Source organism: Bacillus sp. FSL E2-0195 (genome assembly GCF_038003645.1).
Classification (GTDB): domain Bacteria; phylum Bacillota; class Bacilli; order Bacillales; family Bacillaceae_G; genus Bacillus_A; species Bacillus_A mycoides.
The window spans coordinates 3,085,314-3,103,596 of the sequence record NZ_JBBOPN010000001.1; the positions used below are offsets into that span (position 1 = coordinate 3,085,314).

Here is an 18,283-nt window from a genome sequence, read left to right on the forward strand (position 1 = left end):
ATTTCATAATATGGTTTTTAGTTTTGTCAGCAATAGCCTTACAAGACTACAAAAGATGAAATTATACTGTACATTGCTTATACTTTTATTGCGGAATAAATTCACTTTTGTTATGCAGTAACTTAAAACACTTTTATTACAAACTTGATCCTTTTGAGACTCTAGACCTCCTGATAAATTAACTGATTATTAAGAAAATTAAACTTAACATGATGTTACTTGCAACTTCACTATACTCCTATTAGCGTAATCTTCTCCTTTCTGTCTGATCATACCAGTTATGTTGTTCATTAAAACATTAAATTTTCGATGCGTAAATAGCAAAATTTTGTCGATTGCGCCCGATAATTTAACTGTCAAGTAAAAAATCGTGTTGAAAATATTATACCAATATAATCAATTAGGAGTTTTATCTCTGTAATTGTAATGATTACAAATTAAAGTGTATACGGTTAATTAATAACTATTTTAGCTTAACCGTACAGTTTTATTTTTTTAAAAATACTTATAGAATAATTTAATAGGTTTTTTTATACTTTATTCCCTTTATTTGGTTATGTATAATTGCATATAATATAGATATATCAAGTGATATATGTTATTTTGTTAAATTTTATGTAATAGCCCCTAATATCACCATTAATAAATACTTAACATGAAGATATTAATCTATAAACTTATCCATCGTTATTACTATAGGTTTTAAAATTTTAAAAAGCCGCAAAGCTTTCTCGAAAAGAACCTTTGCAGCCTTCTGTTTTTTGTTTCCTTAGAAAAATGATGGTTAGTGTACTCTTTAAAATTAACAACATGGTATAAATCTTTCCATTGTCCTTTAGCTTGGCTATATGTTTCATGGACTCTTCAAGATCTATTTGAATACATATTCCTTTTCTAGATCAATCACATACCCTTTCTAGAGTAAAAGAAACAGTATGCTCAAGTTTTAGAGTTACTTGGGCATATATTAAAGTTTTTGCACAAGAAACTGATACTAAGCTTATATTACGGTATATTTTTCACGATACTGTCTAGGGGTCATGTTAGTTGATTTTTTGAAAACCCTTGTAAAATAACTTTGGTCGTTAAAATTAAGCCAAGCACAAATATCTGATAATGGATATGTAGTGAGTGTTAATAATTTTTTTGCTTCTTCCACTCGTTCCCTTTGAATAAATTCACTTAAAGGAATTCCCACTTCTTTTTTAAATAATTTAGATAAATAAGTAGGCGTAATATCCAAATGATTAGCGAGTTCATTGAGAGATATTCCATCGTAAACATTTTTACTAATATGGTTCATACATGTAGTAACCGCATTTGAAAATTTTTGCGCATTGAATTCTTTCACCCGATCTGCAAAAGTACGTAAAGCATCTCCCGACAATCGCCTTACAGAGTCCACGTTATCTAGTTGTTCCATGGTTTGGATATACAAAATACTAAGAGCAAAAGCAATGTCTGGTGGGAGATTACCTTCTATCGCATATCGAGTAGCTAAAGTAATCGCAATAATCCCATGGTTTTTTTGGTTTCTGAGTGGATCCGCTGTTAAAATTAATTCAGTATCTTCCTGCGAAACTGCATACATATATTGCAATAACTTCTTTTTATCTCCTTCTTTGATTGCTGAAAAATAATTATGTACTAATGCCATGTTGTGAGTTTTAGGTTTATTTTGTTGGCGTTTTAAAATATATAGATCAGGTTTCACAATTTTATAGGGAACTTCCTCTAGCACTTTATTTTTTTCTAAAACAATATCTACATCTAACTTTTCATTGAAAATCATGTAATGTAATAAAACTCCCATATCAATTAAAGTAGTTTTTTTAATCTCAGGTAGGCACTGATAATAGGCTAGTCTTTCTTGAATATTATTATTTAAGTTAAATTCTTTCCGAAGTTTAAAGGTTATATCATCTGAGCCCTTTGGATGTATAGTGGGACCGATTATAATAGTCCCTTTTATGTAATCATGATTTGCTATATGAATTAGGACGAAATTTTCAAGATAACTGTTACATCTGAAAAGTGGCAAGTTATTGGGATCATTTTCTTGATAAATGTCACTAAGATGTTCTTCTTTAGAAGAATAAAAAGGACTACAAATATCATCAGAAGTAGAATGATATAAGATTTTTTTGTCTGTGGATAAAATGTGAACAGGTACATTAAAGACTTTATGTGCGAGATCACACAAGTGTTGTATATCGATAGAATTATTCATTACCTTCTCCTCTTAATTAGATTAAATGATAAATTTTTACATCGTTACTGTATAAATTCCTAAATTTTTTTCCGTCAGGTATAACTCACGACAAAATATTACTATAAAATATCAAAATAGTACAATTCACGACAAAATATTACTATATTTTTTTTATGAAAATCATATATTATTTATTTGTAATTAGCATCTACATATCGGAGAAGTTAGGAAAAGTGTGAAAGAAATAGATTCTTTTCTTATAAGTTTTTAAACGACAATGAAATGAGCGGGGGTCGTTTCTTAATTCTCCAAGATCTAATCATAGAACTTGAGAAAACAGTGAAGAACCTACAAAATACAGAAACAAGGGATGATTGGAGTATACAACTCTAGTAAGTAATAGCTTCTTGCTAATCCTGCGAAAAATCTAGCCTTTGCGGATACATTGCCAGACGAACTAGAATATGCCCCAGGTACATTACAAATAGTAGGCTAAACAGTGACAGATACATTCGATACAGACAAAAGTAAATTTAATGTAGGAAAAGAAAACGAAGAATTTTGGGATGTGACACATACAGAGTGGCATACAATGGTACTCCATGCGAGGGACAAGCTGGAAAAAAGATTAAAAATACAGTGAAAGTCCAAGGAGATACTGTATCACCGTAAGAACTAACAGCCAAAAATTCAATCACTTGGACAAACTGAGATTAAAAAAGTGGATGCTGCAAATTCGAATATAAAACTGATAAACTGCTGTATTCCAAATTTTTGACAAAGATAATAAAGAAGTCGAAAATTTAACAGCAGATGAAAATGATAAAGCTATTTCTGAACCACTATGCTTCGGAAAATTCACGTTGGAAGAAATTCAAGCACCAAATAGGTCTACGTTATTTAAAGATCTAATTGAGGGAAAGGTCTTATCATCAGTACAAAAATAAAAATAGAAAACACAAAAAGCGAATGGAATATTAAAAATACTGACGATATAGGTCCAACTATTTTTATCTAATTGGCACTATATTACTGGTCGCAACATTAGTTTTAGTTTCCGCAAAAGCGGAAGAAATAAATAGATTCCAAAATTATTAGGAATAGCAGCGGTGACACAACATATAAATAATTTTTTTATATGTTGTTAATCTTTGTAGTATCAGTCTTTATGCTACCTAGCTTTATTACTCCATCACATAAACATATTATTTATTTTCTAAGTACAATGGCTATTAATTAACAAAAACAACACCTCTAATTAAGAGGTGCAGTAACATAAATCCAAAGTAATAGTAGACATTAGACACTTATTTCACTGTAAATTGACCTCAAAATAATAGTTACTGCAATATCAGGATTTGTTTATTCTATAACAAAAGAAATGTCACTTAAGCATTCTTTGTATGCTACTTTTAATTAATATATATGACACCCTTAATTTCCCACTCTATTTTTAGTTAAGAATCAAAATACTGAAGCCAATGAAATTGTATTACATTGGCTTCAGTATTTCAGATTTAAAATTACGAATAAAAACAAAATATTGTTTAAACACCCTGTTTTTAATCGTGTGGAATTTAATCCTTATCGATACGTATGACATTCACATGACCACTAAAAACCCTTAAAAAGCAATCTGAGAGTCCGTTTTTCTGATTCACAATCATTTTTTTAAAATTTATGTAAAAAATCAATATTTAGTAAATCTTATTATCCGAGACACAATTATTGCCGTAATCAAGATAATAAGGGCGGTTATCAATCCAGATTCTCCAATCCAAATCTCAGTTTGATATCCTGTACTTGCACGTGCGAAAGGTCCTTGAATAATGGCATTCCAAGTAGTATGGATGATAACCGAAGGCCAAATGCTACCTGTGATAAGTCGTAAATAAGCTGTAATATAACTGAATGGTACAATACAAAAATAGATGCCAAGTACTGAAAGAAAGACAGATGGTCCCTCTACATATAGACCAGCAATAACAATTGGAACATGCCACGTTGCCCAAATCAATCCACTAATAAGGATGGGCCTTGAAAACTCTGCATCGACTAGCCTTGTGAGCATATAACCTCGCCAGCCCATTTCTTCTCCTAAAACTGGGATTAAGTTAAGCAAACTTCCTAAAATGCCGCTCAATATTACTAGATAAATGAAACTGAATGGTGCCGATAGATACTGAAGTCCAAGTATATTGTAGATTGGTTCTAACATACCACCTTCGGGATGCTGAAACTTCGCAATTCCGCTCAACCAGGCGATAGAATAAGTAATTCCACAAATAATCATAGGTATTAGCAGAGCAAGACCAATTCCCTTCCATATCTTTAAGTTACCGAGACTAAAAGATACATCTTTAAACCCTTCTTTCAGTATTATGCGAGTCAAAATAGAAGAAAATGCTGGGGTAAACATATATACCACAATAAGCGGCATACTTTTAGTAATCATTACTACTAAATTTAGAATAATAGAAGTAATGAACAAGATAGTTAAAAAGAGTCGAAGTCCTCTTTTTGCACGTTGGACTTTATCTTTATTGCGGCATGATTCTGCATGTAATATCATTGTAATCCGCCCTTCCCCTTTTATTAATTTGTTTATCGAACCGACTTCCTGTCATTTCAACAAATTCAACTTAGAATGAAAATATTTTGGCATATAGATTAATCCATCTTTAAAACCCCTCTCAAATTTATAATCTAGTCTTACTTGCGACTCATCAATGTAATTATTATTTATAAGTTGTCATAGCCGATAGTACAAAAGTGTAATGATTAGCCAATGACCTGTGTCAATTAACCTTATGACAATATGTAACTAGAAAATATGATATGGGATAGATAACAATTGAATTAAGGCAATTGATTCGTGCAAGTACATGAATCAATCTCGCTTTTAAAAACAATTCAATTGAGGTGGAAAAAAATGAATAAGAAAAGAATAATTGCAATGGTTAGTACAGCTTTATTAGTCACAGGATGTGGAGAAGTAGGAAACGCTCAAACAGTAGCAGTCGAAAATTCAGGTCAATCAATCCAAAAAAATATAGTTAAATCAATACAATCACAGGCTTACCCATTAAAAACGATAGAACCGTCAAAATCATTTGAGGATTTAAAACCACTTAAGAAAATGATTGGGAGTGCACAATATGTAGGATTAGGAGAGAATACTCATGGAAGCTCTGAAATTTTCACCATGAAATTTCGCCTTGTGAAATATTTGGTTACTGAGATGGGTTTTACGAATTTTGGAATGGAAGAAGATTGGGGAAACGGCTTAAAACTAAATGAATATATCCAAACAGGAAAAGGAAACCCTAGGGAATTTTTAAACTTGTTATATCCTACTGATGAAATTATTGCCATGATTGAATGGATGAAGGATTATAATGCTAATCCTTCCAATAAAAAAAAGATCCAATTTATTGGACTAGACTTAAAGACGCTGGACCAAAGTGTCTTTAATAAAGTAATTGATTACGTAAAGCTGCATCGACCAGATTTGCTGGCAGAAGTAGAAGAAAATTATAAAGAACTGTCATCTTTCACTGGAAGTGTACAGGAATACATGACGCTTGCTCCTGAAATGAAAAAAAAGTTCAAGGCAAACGCTGAGAAAGTAGCCCAATTACTTAAAGATGATAATGGGCAGGCAAACACAGAAATAGTTTCATCCGAGTACATCTGGGTAAAAGCAACAGCGAATGCAATAGAGAAATTCACCACAATGCTGCTTCCTAATGACTATCCAAGTATGATAAAGCTACATGAGCAATACATGGCCGATCAAGCAATGTGGGCACAAGAGACATTGGGTGGTAAAACTATGGTATGGGGACACAATATTCATATAGCTAAAGGAATTATCGATGAGAAATTATATCCTTATGCTGCGGGGCAGTTTTTGAAGGAACGTTTAGAGAATAATTATGTCACAATTGGTAGTACAACTATGGAGGGGACATTCACATTATACAGCGAATATAATCCTTCCACCGGAGGTAAGATTGCAACGGATACTATTCCACAAGATGTAAATAGTTTCAATTATACCCTTGGAAAAGTCCCGTATCAAATGTTTTTGTTAGATAACCGTCACCTTAAAGGGCAAGCAGATAAATGGGTTAGAGAAAAAAGGCCATTACTGAGTATTGGGGGACAACTCCTCCCGAACGGTTCGTTATACTTTGATACTTCATTGCGTGAGCAATTTGATATTATTTTTCACATTCGAAAAACAAGTCCATCTCATATTAAATAAAAGTACAAAACAATCCCGTTCTTGCATCTGCAAGAACGGGATTGTTTTATGGAGATTAATATAAGCATCTTTTTTAACCAGAAGTAGGTTACTCTCCCCTTTTTAGCATCATTTAAAAATGTCATATGACATTTTTACACTGGTGAATTTGACAAAAAAAGCAGTATGATGCGGTTATTACACAGAGAGGAGCGATGAACTTTATGAAATCAAGATTCATCCAGAATGGTTATTTTTTATTGCTAACTTTCGTTACAGGATTGTTTTATTTTTGTTTTTACCTAATAGCTTTGCTATTCAGTTTCACCCTTTCATTTACGGTAGTTGGGATTCCATTAGTTATACGAGTACTACAGACTACCACACCTTTTATCCAATTCGAGCGTATACAGACGAAAATTTATACCGATATTTCGATTGACTCTTACGATAGAAGTATAACAACGGATACATCAAACTGGGCTCAGGTGAAATTAGGACTTACGGATCGTCGCACCTGGTCTGCTGTATTTTGGTTAATGCAGAAATTTGTGATTGGCATTTTCAGTCTCATTAGTGTAATCATTTTTTATATAATGCCACTTATGTTCCTGTTGGCACCACTACTGTATCGATACATCGATATGAATATTATTTTCATACAGATAGATACTTTTTCCAAGTCACTCTTTGTCATGTCTATGGGTATAGTGTCTATCGCCATAAGTATTCGAATAGTAGATGGTTTGACAAAGAAATTTGGTGGTTATACACGTAGTATGATTCGGCAACTAAATCGATAGAAGTTTGCAGTCTGTGAGAGGATCGCAGTGTAAAATTAAAAAGTATAACAATGCATAAAGGATTAATTTATAATATAAGAAGTAAAAAGGTAGGCTACTTAGGGGGTAAATAACTTGTTAGATATGGTTAAGTATTGGTTTTGGTATGATTGGATTATGTTAGGGGTCCGTCTAATTGCTAGTGTGTCTATCATCCTAGCTACATTAAATTTTCAGGATGGTTTAACATTGCCACTTTGGATTATTATTCTTTGGGAGGTTGTTGCCTTCTCTATTCCATGGGTAGCCTTACTGTTCAATTATAAATATTACTTGTTCACAGAAATACTGCTATATGGTGGACTGTCTATATATTTAACCTCTTTATTTCCGGAAGCTTACAACACATTTCTTATATCGGTATTTCTTATCGCTGCGAATAGTAAGCATTCGTCCTATTATTGGACAGCTCCAACAACAGTTTTTATAACAACTGGAATTTTTTATGCAGTTGCGCCAAGTAATAACTATTGGATTATGGTCACCTACTACGGACTCTCTTATGTAATGGGGTTTGCTTTTCATTTATTAATCGTCAATCATAAACAAAATGAAGCGATTCGTAAACAAAACGCGGTACTTGAGCAATATATGTCTCAAATCGAACGCATTACACTGGCAGAGGAACGAAACAGGCTGTCGAGCGAGCTTCATGATACAGTTGGTCACGCTTATACTTCTATTATTATGGGGATGGAAACGATGCGCACCGAGCTTGCTACCGAAATGGGTATTCAGAGGCTAGATTCTCTGCTTGAAATGGGACGTAAAAGCATCGAGGACGTGAGAGGTTATCTACATCAAATGGAGTCTCCGTGTCAATCGCCTTCCTTGATTCAATCTCTACAAAATCTTGGAGCCGAATTTCAGGAGCACGCTCGGGTGAATGTAAGCTTTCGAGCATTCGGAGAAGAATACCAACTGTCTCGGCAAGCGAAGATAGCGTTTATTCGTTGCTTACAAGAGTCCCTTACGAATGCAGTACGTCATGGTCAGGGGACTGAAATTATAGTTTCATTGCAGTTTGAACAACAATATACGAGGCTGGAAGTTCAAGATAATGGAAAGGGAAATGTAGAATGGCAGGAAGGCTTCGGTATGAATGCTATGAAAGAGCGGGCAATGAATTTACAAGGTCAATTGTCTGTATATACAAAGCCAGAGGAAGGAATGCTTGTTACATGTACCATACCGCGACAAACTGAAATAAGAGATGGACTTATTCGTTTGTTAATTGTAGACGACCAGCCATTTGTTCGGGAAAGTTTGAGGACACTACTCGATAGATATGAAGATTTAAATGTAGTCGGTTTGGCTGAGGATGGCAATCAAGCCATCGATTTGTGTGGGCGCCTTCAACCCCACGTTGTACTTATGGATTTAGATATGCAGCACATGGATGGAGTCGAAGCAACCAAAAAGATAAAGCAACAATGGCCACATATCCGCGTATTGATTTTTACAACGTTTCAGGATACGGAACAGGCGCTGGACTCGCTTCGTAACGGTGCGGATGGTTTTTTACTTAAATCTATTGAAACATTGGAGCTAGCTAATACGATCCGACTTATTCACAGAGGTGGGACACTAATTGATCAGGGAATGTCTCACAAAATATTTGAGAAGTTTGATGAGCAAATCGAGACACCAAAATCAAAAGCTACTGCTTATGAGCTAACAACCAGAGAGATAGAAATATTGCAGCTAGTAGCAAAAGGACTCCGATACACTACAATAGCTTCAAGGTTATATTTGTCGAGTGGTACAGTCAGGAACTATGCTTCCTCGGCTTACACAAAGTTAGGGGTGCGTAACAAGGAAGAAGCTGTCCAGAAGGCTCTAGAAATTGGAGTTATTGAATAAGAAAAATGTTTGTTGTTTCTTTAGAGCTAAGTAAGCTGTAGTTACAAGATGCCGTAAAGGATAAAACTACGAATTTTATTGAATATCATTTTTGATAGATAATTTTAGAAAGATAAATTCTGTTTTAATAAACTTTAAATAGCGTTACTACATTCAATATGTAATAACGCTATTGTTGTCTATATTGGAATTACACGTCTTTATTATCACTATACAGAAGACAGTTTCAAGTCTTTTCATCTGATAATTATTCCTTTCTAATTCAAAATAAATATCTCGTAATTTCTCCACCTACAGAACTATTTACATGTGAGAATCCCTCTAATCCAAATGTCTCCTAATTCACTAGCTGTCTCTATACTTATCTACCCAATAACAGGTGAAATTATAATTTTATTTCTTTACCAATAATTATCCATTTATATTTCCGCATGAATAAAACCTTATTTAATTATATAAAAAATACATAATTAAATAAGGTTTGGAGTGTTTCAAATTCACATCAACATATCCGCATCGCATCCGCCTGAAGTACCCACATTATTCTCCCGTTTCATATGCTTCTCTAAATAGATTTTTGTTGTTTGGATATTTTCGTGGCCCAGCGTTTGCATTAAATGATATAGATCCGCATTTCCTTGTTCAACTGCCATGATTGCAAATGCATGACGGAATGTATGTGCCGTTACAGGATTTTCACGATACTGTAGAAAATCTAGATTTGTCTTTTTTATCATGTCTGTTACTTGATTTGATAACGTTTTTGGATTATAAAAATTCCCTCTTTGATTTACCAATAAAGGACATTCTTCTCTATTTACCTATATCTACATTTTTTATAATTTATTATGAAATATATATTGATTTAAAATATTTTGTTCAAAATGTTCAATTGGAATTTTTAGGGACTTAAAACAGTTATTTGTTCTCTTTTTTAAAATTCACATAATTTCCAAATATCTAAAGGGCGTATGTTAAGGTTTGGTATATAATAAAAGCAACCCGTGGTTAGAGTGTTTGCTCCGATTCAAGTTATGAGATAGTTTGTTTCACTTTTTATTTTCAAATTCAATATTACGGGTAGTACCAGCGAAGCTGCCACTACCCGTAATAAGGTGAAAAGATCATTATCATGGCTAGTGTTGAACACCTTATTAATGTTCACATAAAAAAACGTAGAGGAATCCCCTACGTTTTTCACTCACTCCTATTTTCAATATTTTTCAATGCAAATTTCACTGGAAGTTTCTTTGATTTGATAACTACCAGATAAAAGCTTCCTTGTCTAACTAATCAGCAAAAAAACTTGTAGGAATCATTATCTAGAGTTTTATTTTTCTCTATCGATTTAACCTCTCGACAGCTTCCGCGCTTGTATCTACACGTTTAACGAAAAAAACTAATAGCAGTGCAACAACATTCATGCCAAGCGCTACATAGAATGAATATTGAATTCCCGATAATAAAGCCTTCTGAGTTAATACTGCCTTCGTAGCTTCTGTGAAGGTCGTTGGATCTACATCCGACATTAGACTTTCAGCTTTTGTTGTTGTTACAGAATTCATAATCGTAACAAGAATAGCAGTACCAATCGAACCGGACACTTGTTGAGCTGTATTATTAACAGCCGTACCGTGCGGATTTAAGCGAGTTGGCAATTGATTAAGACCATTTGTCATAAGTGGCATCATCACCATTGCCATCCCAAACATCCGCAGTGTGTAAATAAGAATAATATGTGTGTGACTAGAGTCAATTTGCAGGTTTGCCAACATATAAGTTGAAACAGCTGTAATGGAAAGTCCTACTATGCCAAGAATCCGAGGGCCATATTTATCAAATAGTTTACCTGTAATTGGTGACATAACCCCCATTATTACCGCACCTGGAAGCATCATCAGCCCAGAGTTCAGCGGCGAAATACCACGGACGTTTTGTACATAAGCTGGTGTTAAAATCATACCCGAAAACATGGCCACCGCGTTGACAATTGCAATTACAGACGCAAGTGCAAACATTGGGTACTTGTAAACACGTAAATCCAATAACGGCTCATTCATTTTTAATTGACGGATAATGAAAGTAATTAGGGCAATAGCGCCTATGATTAAGGTTGTTAAGACAACTTTATTCGTCCAACCATCGGAGCTTGCAGAACTGAATCCATATAACAAACCGCCAAAACCGACAGAAGATAATAGTAATGAGAGATAATCAAGTTTTGCATTTTTGTTTTGTTTCATGACATTCTCAGATTTCCAAATCCCTAACAGTAAACTAATGATTGCTAACGGTAAAATCATTTCAAAAAGCAAACGCCAGTCATAATACTCTACAATATAACCTGATAGTGTCGGTCCAATTGCTGGAGCTGTAATCATAACCAATCCAAAAATCCCCATTGCTGTTCCCCGTTTTTCTCTTGGGAAGCTTACTAGCATAATATTCATTAACAAAGGCCCCATGACTGAAGAACCTGCTGCTTGAACCATCCGGCCAGTAAGTAATAAACCAAAGTTCGGTGCTAAAGCCGCTAAGGCCGTACCAAGAATAAAAATCACCATAGATGTAATAAATAAGCTCCTATTGGAGAAGCGGGTTATTAAAAATGCTGATGCCGGAATTAATATACCACTTACAAGCATATACCCTGTAGAAAGCCACTGGATCGTTGAATAATCTTTAATGTCTAAATCCTTCATTATTGATGGCAAGGCTACATTTAAAAGCGAGTTGTTTAGAAATGAAACAAATGCCCCAATAAAAAGGATTACAAGCATTAAATATGGTGGTTTTCTTTTATGTAATGTTTCACTCATATATTTATTTGCCCCTTCATTATAAATTTCATTGATTAGTTTAAATCGTTTGCATATCTGCAAACGAATACATTATCCTTGCAGTATTTTGCCAAACTCTTCGAATGGATATTCTCTTTTTAGCAATTCTACTTGCTCAACATAACATTTTAAAATCTTTTTTATTGATTAAACCTTTATAAACATTTAAATAAGATTTTGAATGAATATTTAAACACGTTTTTTAACCGAAATTAAATTAGGCTGAAATAAACAAAAGGAGCAACTGAAAATACCCTTCTAAAATAAAGTGAAACTTTACTCAGTGGGACTTTTACAGGCAGTCCCCCCCTCAAACTTCTTTGCTTTCGCTGAATTTTGAGGGGGCGGTGTCTTACTGCCCACAAATAGCGGGATAAATCAACAAGACCACACACCCATTCTTTTAAATACGGGCTTGTAAATCTAGTTATGTAACCATCCATAAAAAGGAATATTACATAGGCTAAGTCTAACATTACATTTTTAAAGTGAGGGGAATAAGCTTATGCACCAATATTGGTATTTGGATTCAAAGGGAAACGGTGGGCAATATAATAACCAAATTTCAATGTCATCATTATATTCACAGCCCCAAATAACTAAAGCTGAGGAAATGAATGGTCTGAAGATTCCTGTGAATTGGAGTTGTCGAGTCTATCCATTTGGTTGGGATTCACCAACCAATTATACGGGTTTCAATCCCCAACCCCCTCCCTTCTCTTGGGGTCAGCCAATCCATTATGCAGGGATGATGCCCCAAGGATATCCTGCTAATTGGATTCCATTACCAGGCCAGGCAGGTTTTAATTTTCAAAAACATCCCTTCCCCTGGGCCCAACCATTCAATCATACAGGGATGTTCGCACAAGGTCATCTTGCCGCTTTACTATCGCCGCCAGCCAAGCCTTTTAATTTTAATACCAATAACTGGGGTGTTTTTGGAAACCCTCCAGGGTGGGGAGGACAGGTAAGTCCCATGGGATGGGGGAATAATGGAGGTAACGGTCAGGCAGGAATGCTTGGAAACTTACTTACAGTAGGAAAAGGCACCATGAATGGAATAGGAATGCTTAGTAGTCTAATCGGTATGGGGAAGTTCTTCTTTTAGTTAATTAGAACGGGAGGATAGGTCCATAGCCCAGACTTAAGAATCATTTCCTTTTCCATTGATTTAATCTTCTCAAACATGCCCCCTCAATGTATTTATTGTATGCTTCCAATACTCCCTCCAAGTTCGTTTCCTCGTCTTTCAAATTATAAAAACATCTGTTACCTTCTATCTGATAAGGGATAGTTGAAGGTGATTGCATCTGTTAGCTTAATAGAGATGTGGTCGCACCAACAAAACGCGAATTTCGTACGCTAAGATTCTTTCAACATAAAGATTGTTGATAACTTGTACGTGCCAGTAATACCATCTAGCTGTAGAGTGCCGAAAAAAAGTGAAGCAAACAAAATATTAATCTCTTTCTCCCTATTTTAGAAAGAGTTGGAGTAGATTACGTAGTTCCTTTCGCGTACTTCATATTAACTTCCGCTGTTATAGCAATTATATTAGCGGTTTGTGTTTTACTCTATTTAACACAGCAATTATTTTATCTTTCCTTTGGTTCAGTTATCATTTCACTTAAGATACAAATATAATCCGTAACCTAAAAAAATTATTAATATTATAGAAATACTGAGTATTGTGTATATGACCCCTCTTAATGTTGTACTCATATAATCACCCCTCTCACGCTTCAATAATTCCATTATATAACAAATAATTCATTGGAAGTTTAAAACATGTTTTAAACTAAATTAAGCGAAGTAAGGGATGCCATTTGACTTCCCTTACTTCGCCTTTAAAGAATAATTAGTGAGTAGCTTACACATCAAGCTTATTAAGTAACCTTTCACTATTTTTTACACAATTGTAATTATAGTGTTTTTTGACATTTGATCATTATAAATTTAAATGGAGGTTTACTTTCCATATTTTTATGCGGCTCCAAAATTTCCGTAGTTTCTATCAGTCCATATTTTCCAAAGTCTTGTTGTACCGAGTCAACATCATAAAAATACATTTTTACCCCTTCCATTATCTCGAAGTAGTCTTTACCAAGTTGTTTCCCCTTCCCAAACATTGGGGCATCTTTAGAAATAGTAGTAAAAATCATATATCCGTTTGGTTTTAACTGACTATAACAATCTTTAATAAACTTCTCTCTCTCATCCTTATTCAACAAATGAATAAGTGCATAAGAAAATATGCCATCATACAGTTTGTTATCAAAAGGCATATCCGTAACTGAACCATGGAATAAATTAGCATTAATTTCATTTTCCCTCGCCAATTCGATCGCTGTTTTTGAAATTTCAATACCTGTTACTTGTATTTCGTTATCAATAAAAACCTTTGCATTTCTTCCATATCCAATACCAGGAATCAATATATCCTTCACTTTCTTTTCAAGGAAAAAATCCTTCGTCAAAATTGCGGAATCTGCAGCTTCAAATCCCCACATCATTTGATTTTCTATAAAACTTGCTTCCCAAAATTCTGTCATACATCAATCTCCTTTATATATCGTTGTTTACCGTTGAATGTTGAAAAATCATCGCATATTCACGAAATTGTATCAAATTTCAACATTAATTCAAAACAAAAAGCATTGGATACCCAATGCTTTTTACACTTACGCAAATAGAGACGTATTCGCATATAAAGCTGGTGAACCACCTGAATGTACGAATAAAATGTTGTCTTCTTTATTAAATTTGCCTTTTCTAATTAAATCAATTAATCCTGCTACTGCTTTACCTGTATAAACTGGATCAAGTAAAATACCTTCTGTTTTCGCAAGTAATTGAACTGCTTCTACCATTTCTGGCGTCGGTAACGCGTATCCTGGTCCTACATATTCATCAAAGCATGTAACTGCCTCGCGTGAAATAGAGTTTGGGATACCTACGTGAGCTGAAGTTTCATCTACAAGTTTTGCTACTTTCTCTTCTTGCTCCGCTTTTCCTCTACTTACATTTATTCCGATTACAGGAATTTTACTTTGTGTTCCGGAAAAACCAGTAATTAAACCAGCATGCATACCAGCGCTACCACTTACACAAACAACTGAACTGAAATCAATTCCTTGCTCAAATGACTGAGCCATAATTTCTTGCGCACAAGCAATATATCCCATTGCCCCAGTAGGGTTCGATCCACCAACTGGAATGACATATGGTGTATTTCCTTTTTTACTGACTTCTTTCGCTACTTTATGCATCTCTTCCATAAGGTCTGTTCCGTTTGGTACAACAATTACGTTTTCAGCACCTAATAAATGATATAAGAAATAGTTTCCGTTAAAGTCTGGCTTTTCTTCTGGCTCAAGCCCTTCCTCTAACACAAGAATACATTTCATTTTTTCTTTTATCGCAGCTGCAAGTGTTAGACGGCAATGGTTTGACTGAATACCACCAGCTGTAATTAACGTATCTGCACCCTTTTCCTGTGCATCCGCAACTAGAAATTCTAACTTTCTCGTCTTATTACCGCCAGCTGTTAAACCAAGTAAATCATCTCGTTTAAAATAAATAGTCGGCCCACCAAGTACTTCAGAAAAATTGTTTAATTTTTCAATTGGTGTATATGATTCTGTATATTTTTTTCTCGGAAATTTAGCTAAATTCATCAATAACGCTCCTTTTATACTCTTTCACAGTAAATGTAACCATACTATTATTACATGGAAAAATGATGAAGTCACCTTTCTGGATTAAAAATGTATTAGAATTCGGTAAATGCAATTTATATCAATGATTTTTAACTCCAGTACGGTAAATGAAATTATATGAACGGTTTTCTTAATATATCGATTCAACGACAAAAATATACAAATAGAGGCCCGTTTCTCATCAATCAAAAAAGAACCCACACATTTAAATGTGGGCTCTCTCCAATCACTTATTTGCCGAAAAACGAAGAAGTTGCGTTAATCCTGCTTCTAAATTCATTTCTCCTTTATGGCGTACATATACAATCTTGTCCCCATCAAATTTTGGCGGGTTTGCTGTATAATACGTATGCCACTCATTCGTTCCTTCTACAGAGTACTCCATATATTCAGTAGCACCAACGATTACATTTTTATTATCATCTGCTGTTACATCTGGTGCCATTTGTGCAATTTTTGCGTCACTAATTAATAAGTTCTTTATGCCCTTATCCCGTTTATAATCGTAAGCCGTTACGACAACATCGTTACCGTATGCTTTCACTTGCAATCCTTGTTTGAAAGAAGATCCATCCGGAGCAGTCTTCTCTCCGCCATTTGGTCCAGCTGACATCCAGCCTGTTTCAATTCCGCCCGTATTTACAACCGTAAATCCTTTTTCATCTCCGCCTGTAATTTTCTTTTTACCAGCCCAGTCTGGCAAGTTTAAATCCCAATGCGTATGACTCGTAAAGAAAACAACTTGCGGGTAGTCTTTTAATACATCGTACAATTTATCCACGTTTAAATAGTCTTGTAAATATGGTGATTGTCTTGATCCGGATACAGAATCAGGTAAAACGTGATGAGAGAAAATGAAAATTGGCTTATTTTTATCTTTTTGACTATACTCTTCTAAATTTTGTTTTAGCCATCCTAATTGCTCATCACTCATATATACTTCATCCCACATTTTCGAATCGTGGTATTTCATATATTTTTCAGTTCCTAAAAATAAAAGCGGATAACCGTCTAATTCTTTTTTATGATATACCTTATCTTGTCCGCTAAATTTTAAATATCGATTAAACAATGTTTCTTCCGTTACACCATTTGGCCATGTATTTTGAGAGAGTTTCCCATCAGCTGTCCATTTACCAGCGTAAAATTCATGATTCCCAACAGTTGACCATACATTTTCCGGATGCTTATTTTTGTTTAACACACGCTTCACATCATCATATTGTGACTGCTGCCCAGTTTGCGTTATATCCCCATTCATAATAAGCGCTCTGGAAAGTGGCGTCACTTTGTTCATATCTTTTAATACGTGATCAAAGTCCCCTAAATCTCCTTGAATGTCACTAATAACGTTAAAAGTTGTAGCTGATTTTCGAACTTGCTCTTTCCCTTCCGCATGCATCGAAAGTGTCGGTAATAAAGCTGCCATAACAGCCAATGAAGCTACTGTCTTTTTCATACAAATTCTCTCCCTAATAATAGAATGTATAATCTGACATGTTCTGCTTTCTCTTAGGTGCTTGTCCAATTCATATTATAGAGAGGGATTGTAAAGATAGATGGAGGAAAAATTTAAGTGTTTTTTAAGAGATTTTGTCTTTTTTTCGCACTCCACAATTACCGAATCGCGCCAATCTTGCTCTCTATTCACTAACATTAAATAAATGTAAATTTATACGATAAATCTCTTAGTTAGGTACGTTGTGTTTTATTCTAAATTATATAACCGCAACACAATACTCTATCTTTTTAAGTTCTCTTCATTTAATCCGAATAACTCTGGTAAAGTAAAACGTCCATCTTTTCTGTATATTTTTCACAAAAAAATAACGTTTTCCCCCCTTTATAGATACAATCTCATTTATTTTTCTTGGTGCTCCGCATCCCATTCACTTAAATAAGATGCATATTCTAATTCATCCGGATTATCATGTAACATAGAAATAAACTCTAATTTATTCCCATCACAATCCAGAAAGTATACACTTGCAGCTGGCATCCACCTTTGGACAATTGGCTCTTGATTTCCTTTCCCTTGGCTCCCCACCACTTCTATTCCACGATTCTCTAACCACAATTTAGAAGTCTTTAGAAATTCTAAATCTACACCAAAAGCAAAGTGTTTTATCTCAAAATCTTCAATATTATGCACTTCCCATAGTCCAAGCATTTGCTTTTTACTTTCTCCTACCCAAAAGAAAGCCACTTTTCTTTTCGATAGTTTTCTTGCTAACGCTAACCCTAACTTATTTTGATAGAAATCTATCGCCTTTTCTAAATCTCTTACATGTAAATGTGTTTCATATATGTTCTGTATCATTCTGCTTATTCCTTTCTTTATTAGTTAAGTAGTTACTGTAATTCTAAATCTGAAGTATGTATAATCATTGTAATTTATCTCCATATCCAATATACCTATTTACTATTCTATCGAAATTGAAATATGATAAATCCAACTGAAGTAGTAAATTCAAATAAAAATTCTACTACTTTTGCAGGAGAAATTTCCAATACATTCAGATGAAATCATACTAAAATAATAAAAAAGCGCTATTCTT

Annotated in this window: 13 protein-coding genes and 1 pseudogene; 6 read left to right on the forward strand and 8 right to left on the reverse strand. The window is 34.3% G+C overall.

Translation table 11 applies throughout. From position 1 onward, the window contains the following. Nucleotides 1-1,000: 1,000 nt before the first annotated feature. A complete protein-coding gene (locus tag MHH59_RS15885; RefSeq protein WP_002017151.1) occupies nucleotides 1,001-2,230 on the reverse strand; it encodes a helix-turn-helix domain-containing protein in 1,230 nt (409 codons plus the stop codon). A 481-nt stretch (nucleotides 2,231-2,711) separates the two neighbouring features. Here MHH59_RS15885 and MHH59_RS15890 point away from each other — a divergent pair, with 481 nt between their 5' ends. Continuing rightward, nucleotides 2,712-2,855, forward strand: a complete 144-nt coding sequence (locus tag MHH59_RS15890) for a hypothetical protein (RefSeq protein WP_000132592.1) — start codon at nucleotides 2,712-2,714, stop codon at nucleotides 2,853-2,855. A 127-nt stretch (nucleotides 2,856-2,982) separates the two neighbouring features. Continuing rightward, nucleotides 2,983-3,159, forward strand: a complete 177-nt coding sequence (locus MHH59_RS30865) for a SpaA isopeptide-forming pilin-related protein (protein WP_157835323.1) — start codon at nucleotides 2,983-2,985, stop codon at nucleotides 3,157-3,159. Between the two features lie 743 nt (nucleotides 3,160-3,902). Here the strand turns inward: MHH59_RS30865 and MHH59_RS15895 are convergent. Then, a complete protein-coding gene (locus MHH59_RS15895; protein ID WP_002128073.1) occupies nucleotides 3,903-4,784 on the reverse strand; it encodes a CPBP family intramembrane glutamic endopeptidase in 882 nt (293 codons plus the stop codon). Nucleotides 4,785-5,144: 360 nt separating this feature from the next. Between MHH59_RS15895 and MHH59_RS15900 the strand changes: the two genes are divergently transcribed. From MHH59_RS15900 to MHH59_RS15910, 3 genes are all read left to right on the forward strand, one after another. Then, nucleotides 5,145-6,482: an erythromycin esterase family protein gene (locus MHH59_RS15900; protein ID WP_078179038.1), complete on the forward strand. Its 1,338-nt coding sequence runs from the start codon at nucleotides 5,145-5,147 to the stop codon at nucleotides 6,480-6,482. 203 nt (nucleotides 6,483-6,685) lie between these two features. Next, nucleotides 6,686-7,264, forward strand: a complete 579-nt coding sequence (locus tag MHH59_RS15905; protein WP_016127249.1) for a sensor domain-containing protein — start codon at nucleotides 6,686-6,688, stop codon at nucleotides 7,262-7,264. A 114-nt stretch (nucleotides 7,265-7,378) separates the two neighbouring features. Further along, entirely contained in the window at nucleotides 7,379-9,166 is a 1,788-nt protein-coding gene (locus tag MHH59_RS15910) for a helix-turn-helix transcriptional regulator (RefSeq protein ID WP_078179037.1), read from the forward strand. Nucleotides 9,167-9,663: 497 nt separating this feature from the next. Here the strand turns inward: MHH59_RS15910 and MHH59_RS15915 are convergent. Then, nucleotides 9,664-9,978 (reverse strand): annotated as a pseudogene (locus tag MHH59_RS15915) (tyrosine-type recombinase/integrase); the annotation flags it as partial. Between the two features lie 528 nt (nucleotides 9,979-10,506). Further along, nucleotides 10,507-11,985 (reverse strand): DHA2 family efflux MFS transporter permease subunit, encoded by a 1,479-nt coding sequence (locus MHH59_RS15920; protein WP_078179035.1) that lies wholly within the window; start codon nucleotides 11,983-11,985, stop codon nucleotides 10,507-10,509. Between the two features lie 526 nt (nucleotides 11,986-12,511). Between MHH59_RS15920 and MHH59_RS15925 the strand changes: the two genes are divergently transcribed. After that, nucleotides 12,512-13,114, forward strand: coding sequence for a hypothetical protein (locus MHH59_RS15925; RefSeq protein WP_340851758.1), 603 nt, complete (start codon nucleotides 12,512-12,514; stop codon nucleotides 13,112-13,114). 814 nt (nucleotides 13,115-13,928) lie between these two features. On the opposite strand, the gene MHH59_RS15930 is transcribed toward MHH59_RS15925, so the two are convergent. The 4 genes from MHH59_RS15930 to MHH59_RS15945 all read right to left on the reverse strand — a co-directional run bounded on the left by MHH59_RS15930 (nucleotide 13,929) and on the right by MHH59_RS15945 (nucleotide 18,045). Further along, the gene (locus MHH59_RS15930; RefSeq protein WP_002142425.1) at nucleotides 13,929-14,558 is read right to left on the reverse strand and encodes a class I SAM-dependent methyltransferase; all 630 of its coding nucleotides are present in this window, start codon (nucleotides 14,556-14,558) and stop codon (nucleotides 13,929-13,931) included. A gap of 129 nt (nucleotides 14,559-14,687) precedes the next feature. Beyond that, the gene (locus MHH59_RS15935; RefSeq protein ID WP_340851761.1) at nucleotides 14,688-15,683 is read right to left on the reverse strand and encodes a D-cysteine desulfhydrase; all 996 of its coding nucleotides are present in this window, start codon (nucleotides 15,681-15,683) and stop codon (nucleotides 14,688-14,690) included. Nucleotides 15,684-15,951: 268 nt separating this feature from the next. Further along, complete coding sequence (locus MHH59_RS15940; RefSeq protein WP_002185448.1) at nucleotides 15,952-17,184, reverse strand: DUF4073 domain-containing protein; 1,233 nt, start codon at nucleotides 17,182-17,184, stop codon at nucleotides 15,952-15,954. A 402-nt stretch (nucleotides 17,185-17,586) separates the two neighbouring features. Continuing rightward, on the reverse strand, nucleotides 17,587-18,045 hold the full coding sequence (locus MHH59_RS15945; RefSeq protein ID WP_000615631.1) for a VOC family protein: 459 nt from the start codon (nucleotides 18,043-18,045) through the stop codon (nucleotides 17,587-17,589). Nucleotides 18,046-18,283: the final 238 nt, after the last annotated feature.

Coding starts and splice junctions, on each gene's coding strand:
- MHH59_RS15925 (WP_340851758.1), top strand. CDS start 12,512: ATGCACCAATATTGGTATTTGGATTCAAAGGGAAACGGTGGGCAATAT.
- MHH59_RS15945 (WP_000615631.1), bottom strand. CDS start 18,045: ATGATACAGAACATATATGAAACACATTTACATGTAAGAGATTTAGAA.
- MHH59_RS15900 (WP_078179038.1), top strand. CDS start 5,145: ATGAATAAGAAAAGAATAATTGCAATGGTTAGTACAGCTTTATTAGTC.
- MHH59_RS15935 (WP_340851761.1), bottom strand. CDS start 15,683: ATGAATTTAGCTAAATTTCCGAGAAAAAAATATACAGAATCATATACA.
- MHH59_RS15905 (WP_016127249.1), top strand. CDS start 6,686: ATGAAATCAAGATTCATCCAGAATGGTTATTTTTTATTGCTAACTTTC.
- MHH59_RS15930 (WP_002142425.1), bottom strand. CDS start 14,558: ATGACAGAATTTTGGGAAGCAAGTTTTATAGAAAATCAAATGATGTGG.
- MHH59_RS15895 (WP_002128073.1), bottom strand. CDS start 4,784: ATGATATTACATGCAGAATCATGCCGCAATAAAGATAAAGTCCAACGT.
- MHH59_RS15920 (WP_078179035.1), bottom strand. CDS start 11,985: ATGAGTGAAACATTACATAAAAGAAAACCACCATATTTAATGCTTGTA.
- MHH59_RS15885 (WP_002017151.1), bottom strand. CDS start 2,230: ATGAATAATTCTATCGATATACAACACTTGTGTGATCTCGCACATAAA.
- MHH59_RS15940 (WP_002185448.1), bottom strand. CDS start 17,184: ATGAAAAAGACAGTAGCTTCATTGGCTGTTATGGCAGCTTTATTACCG.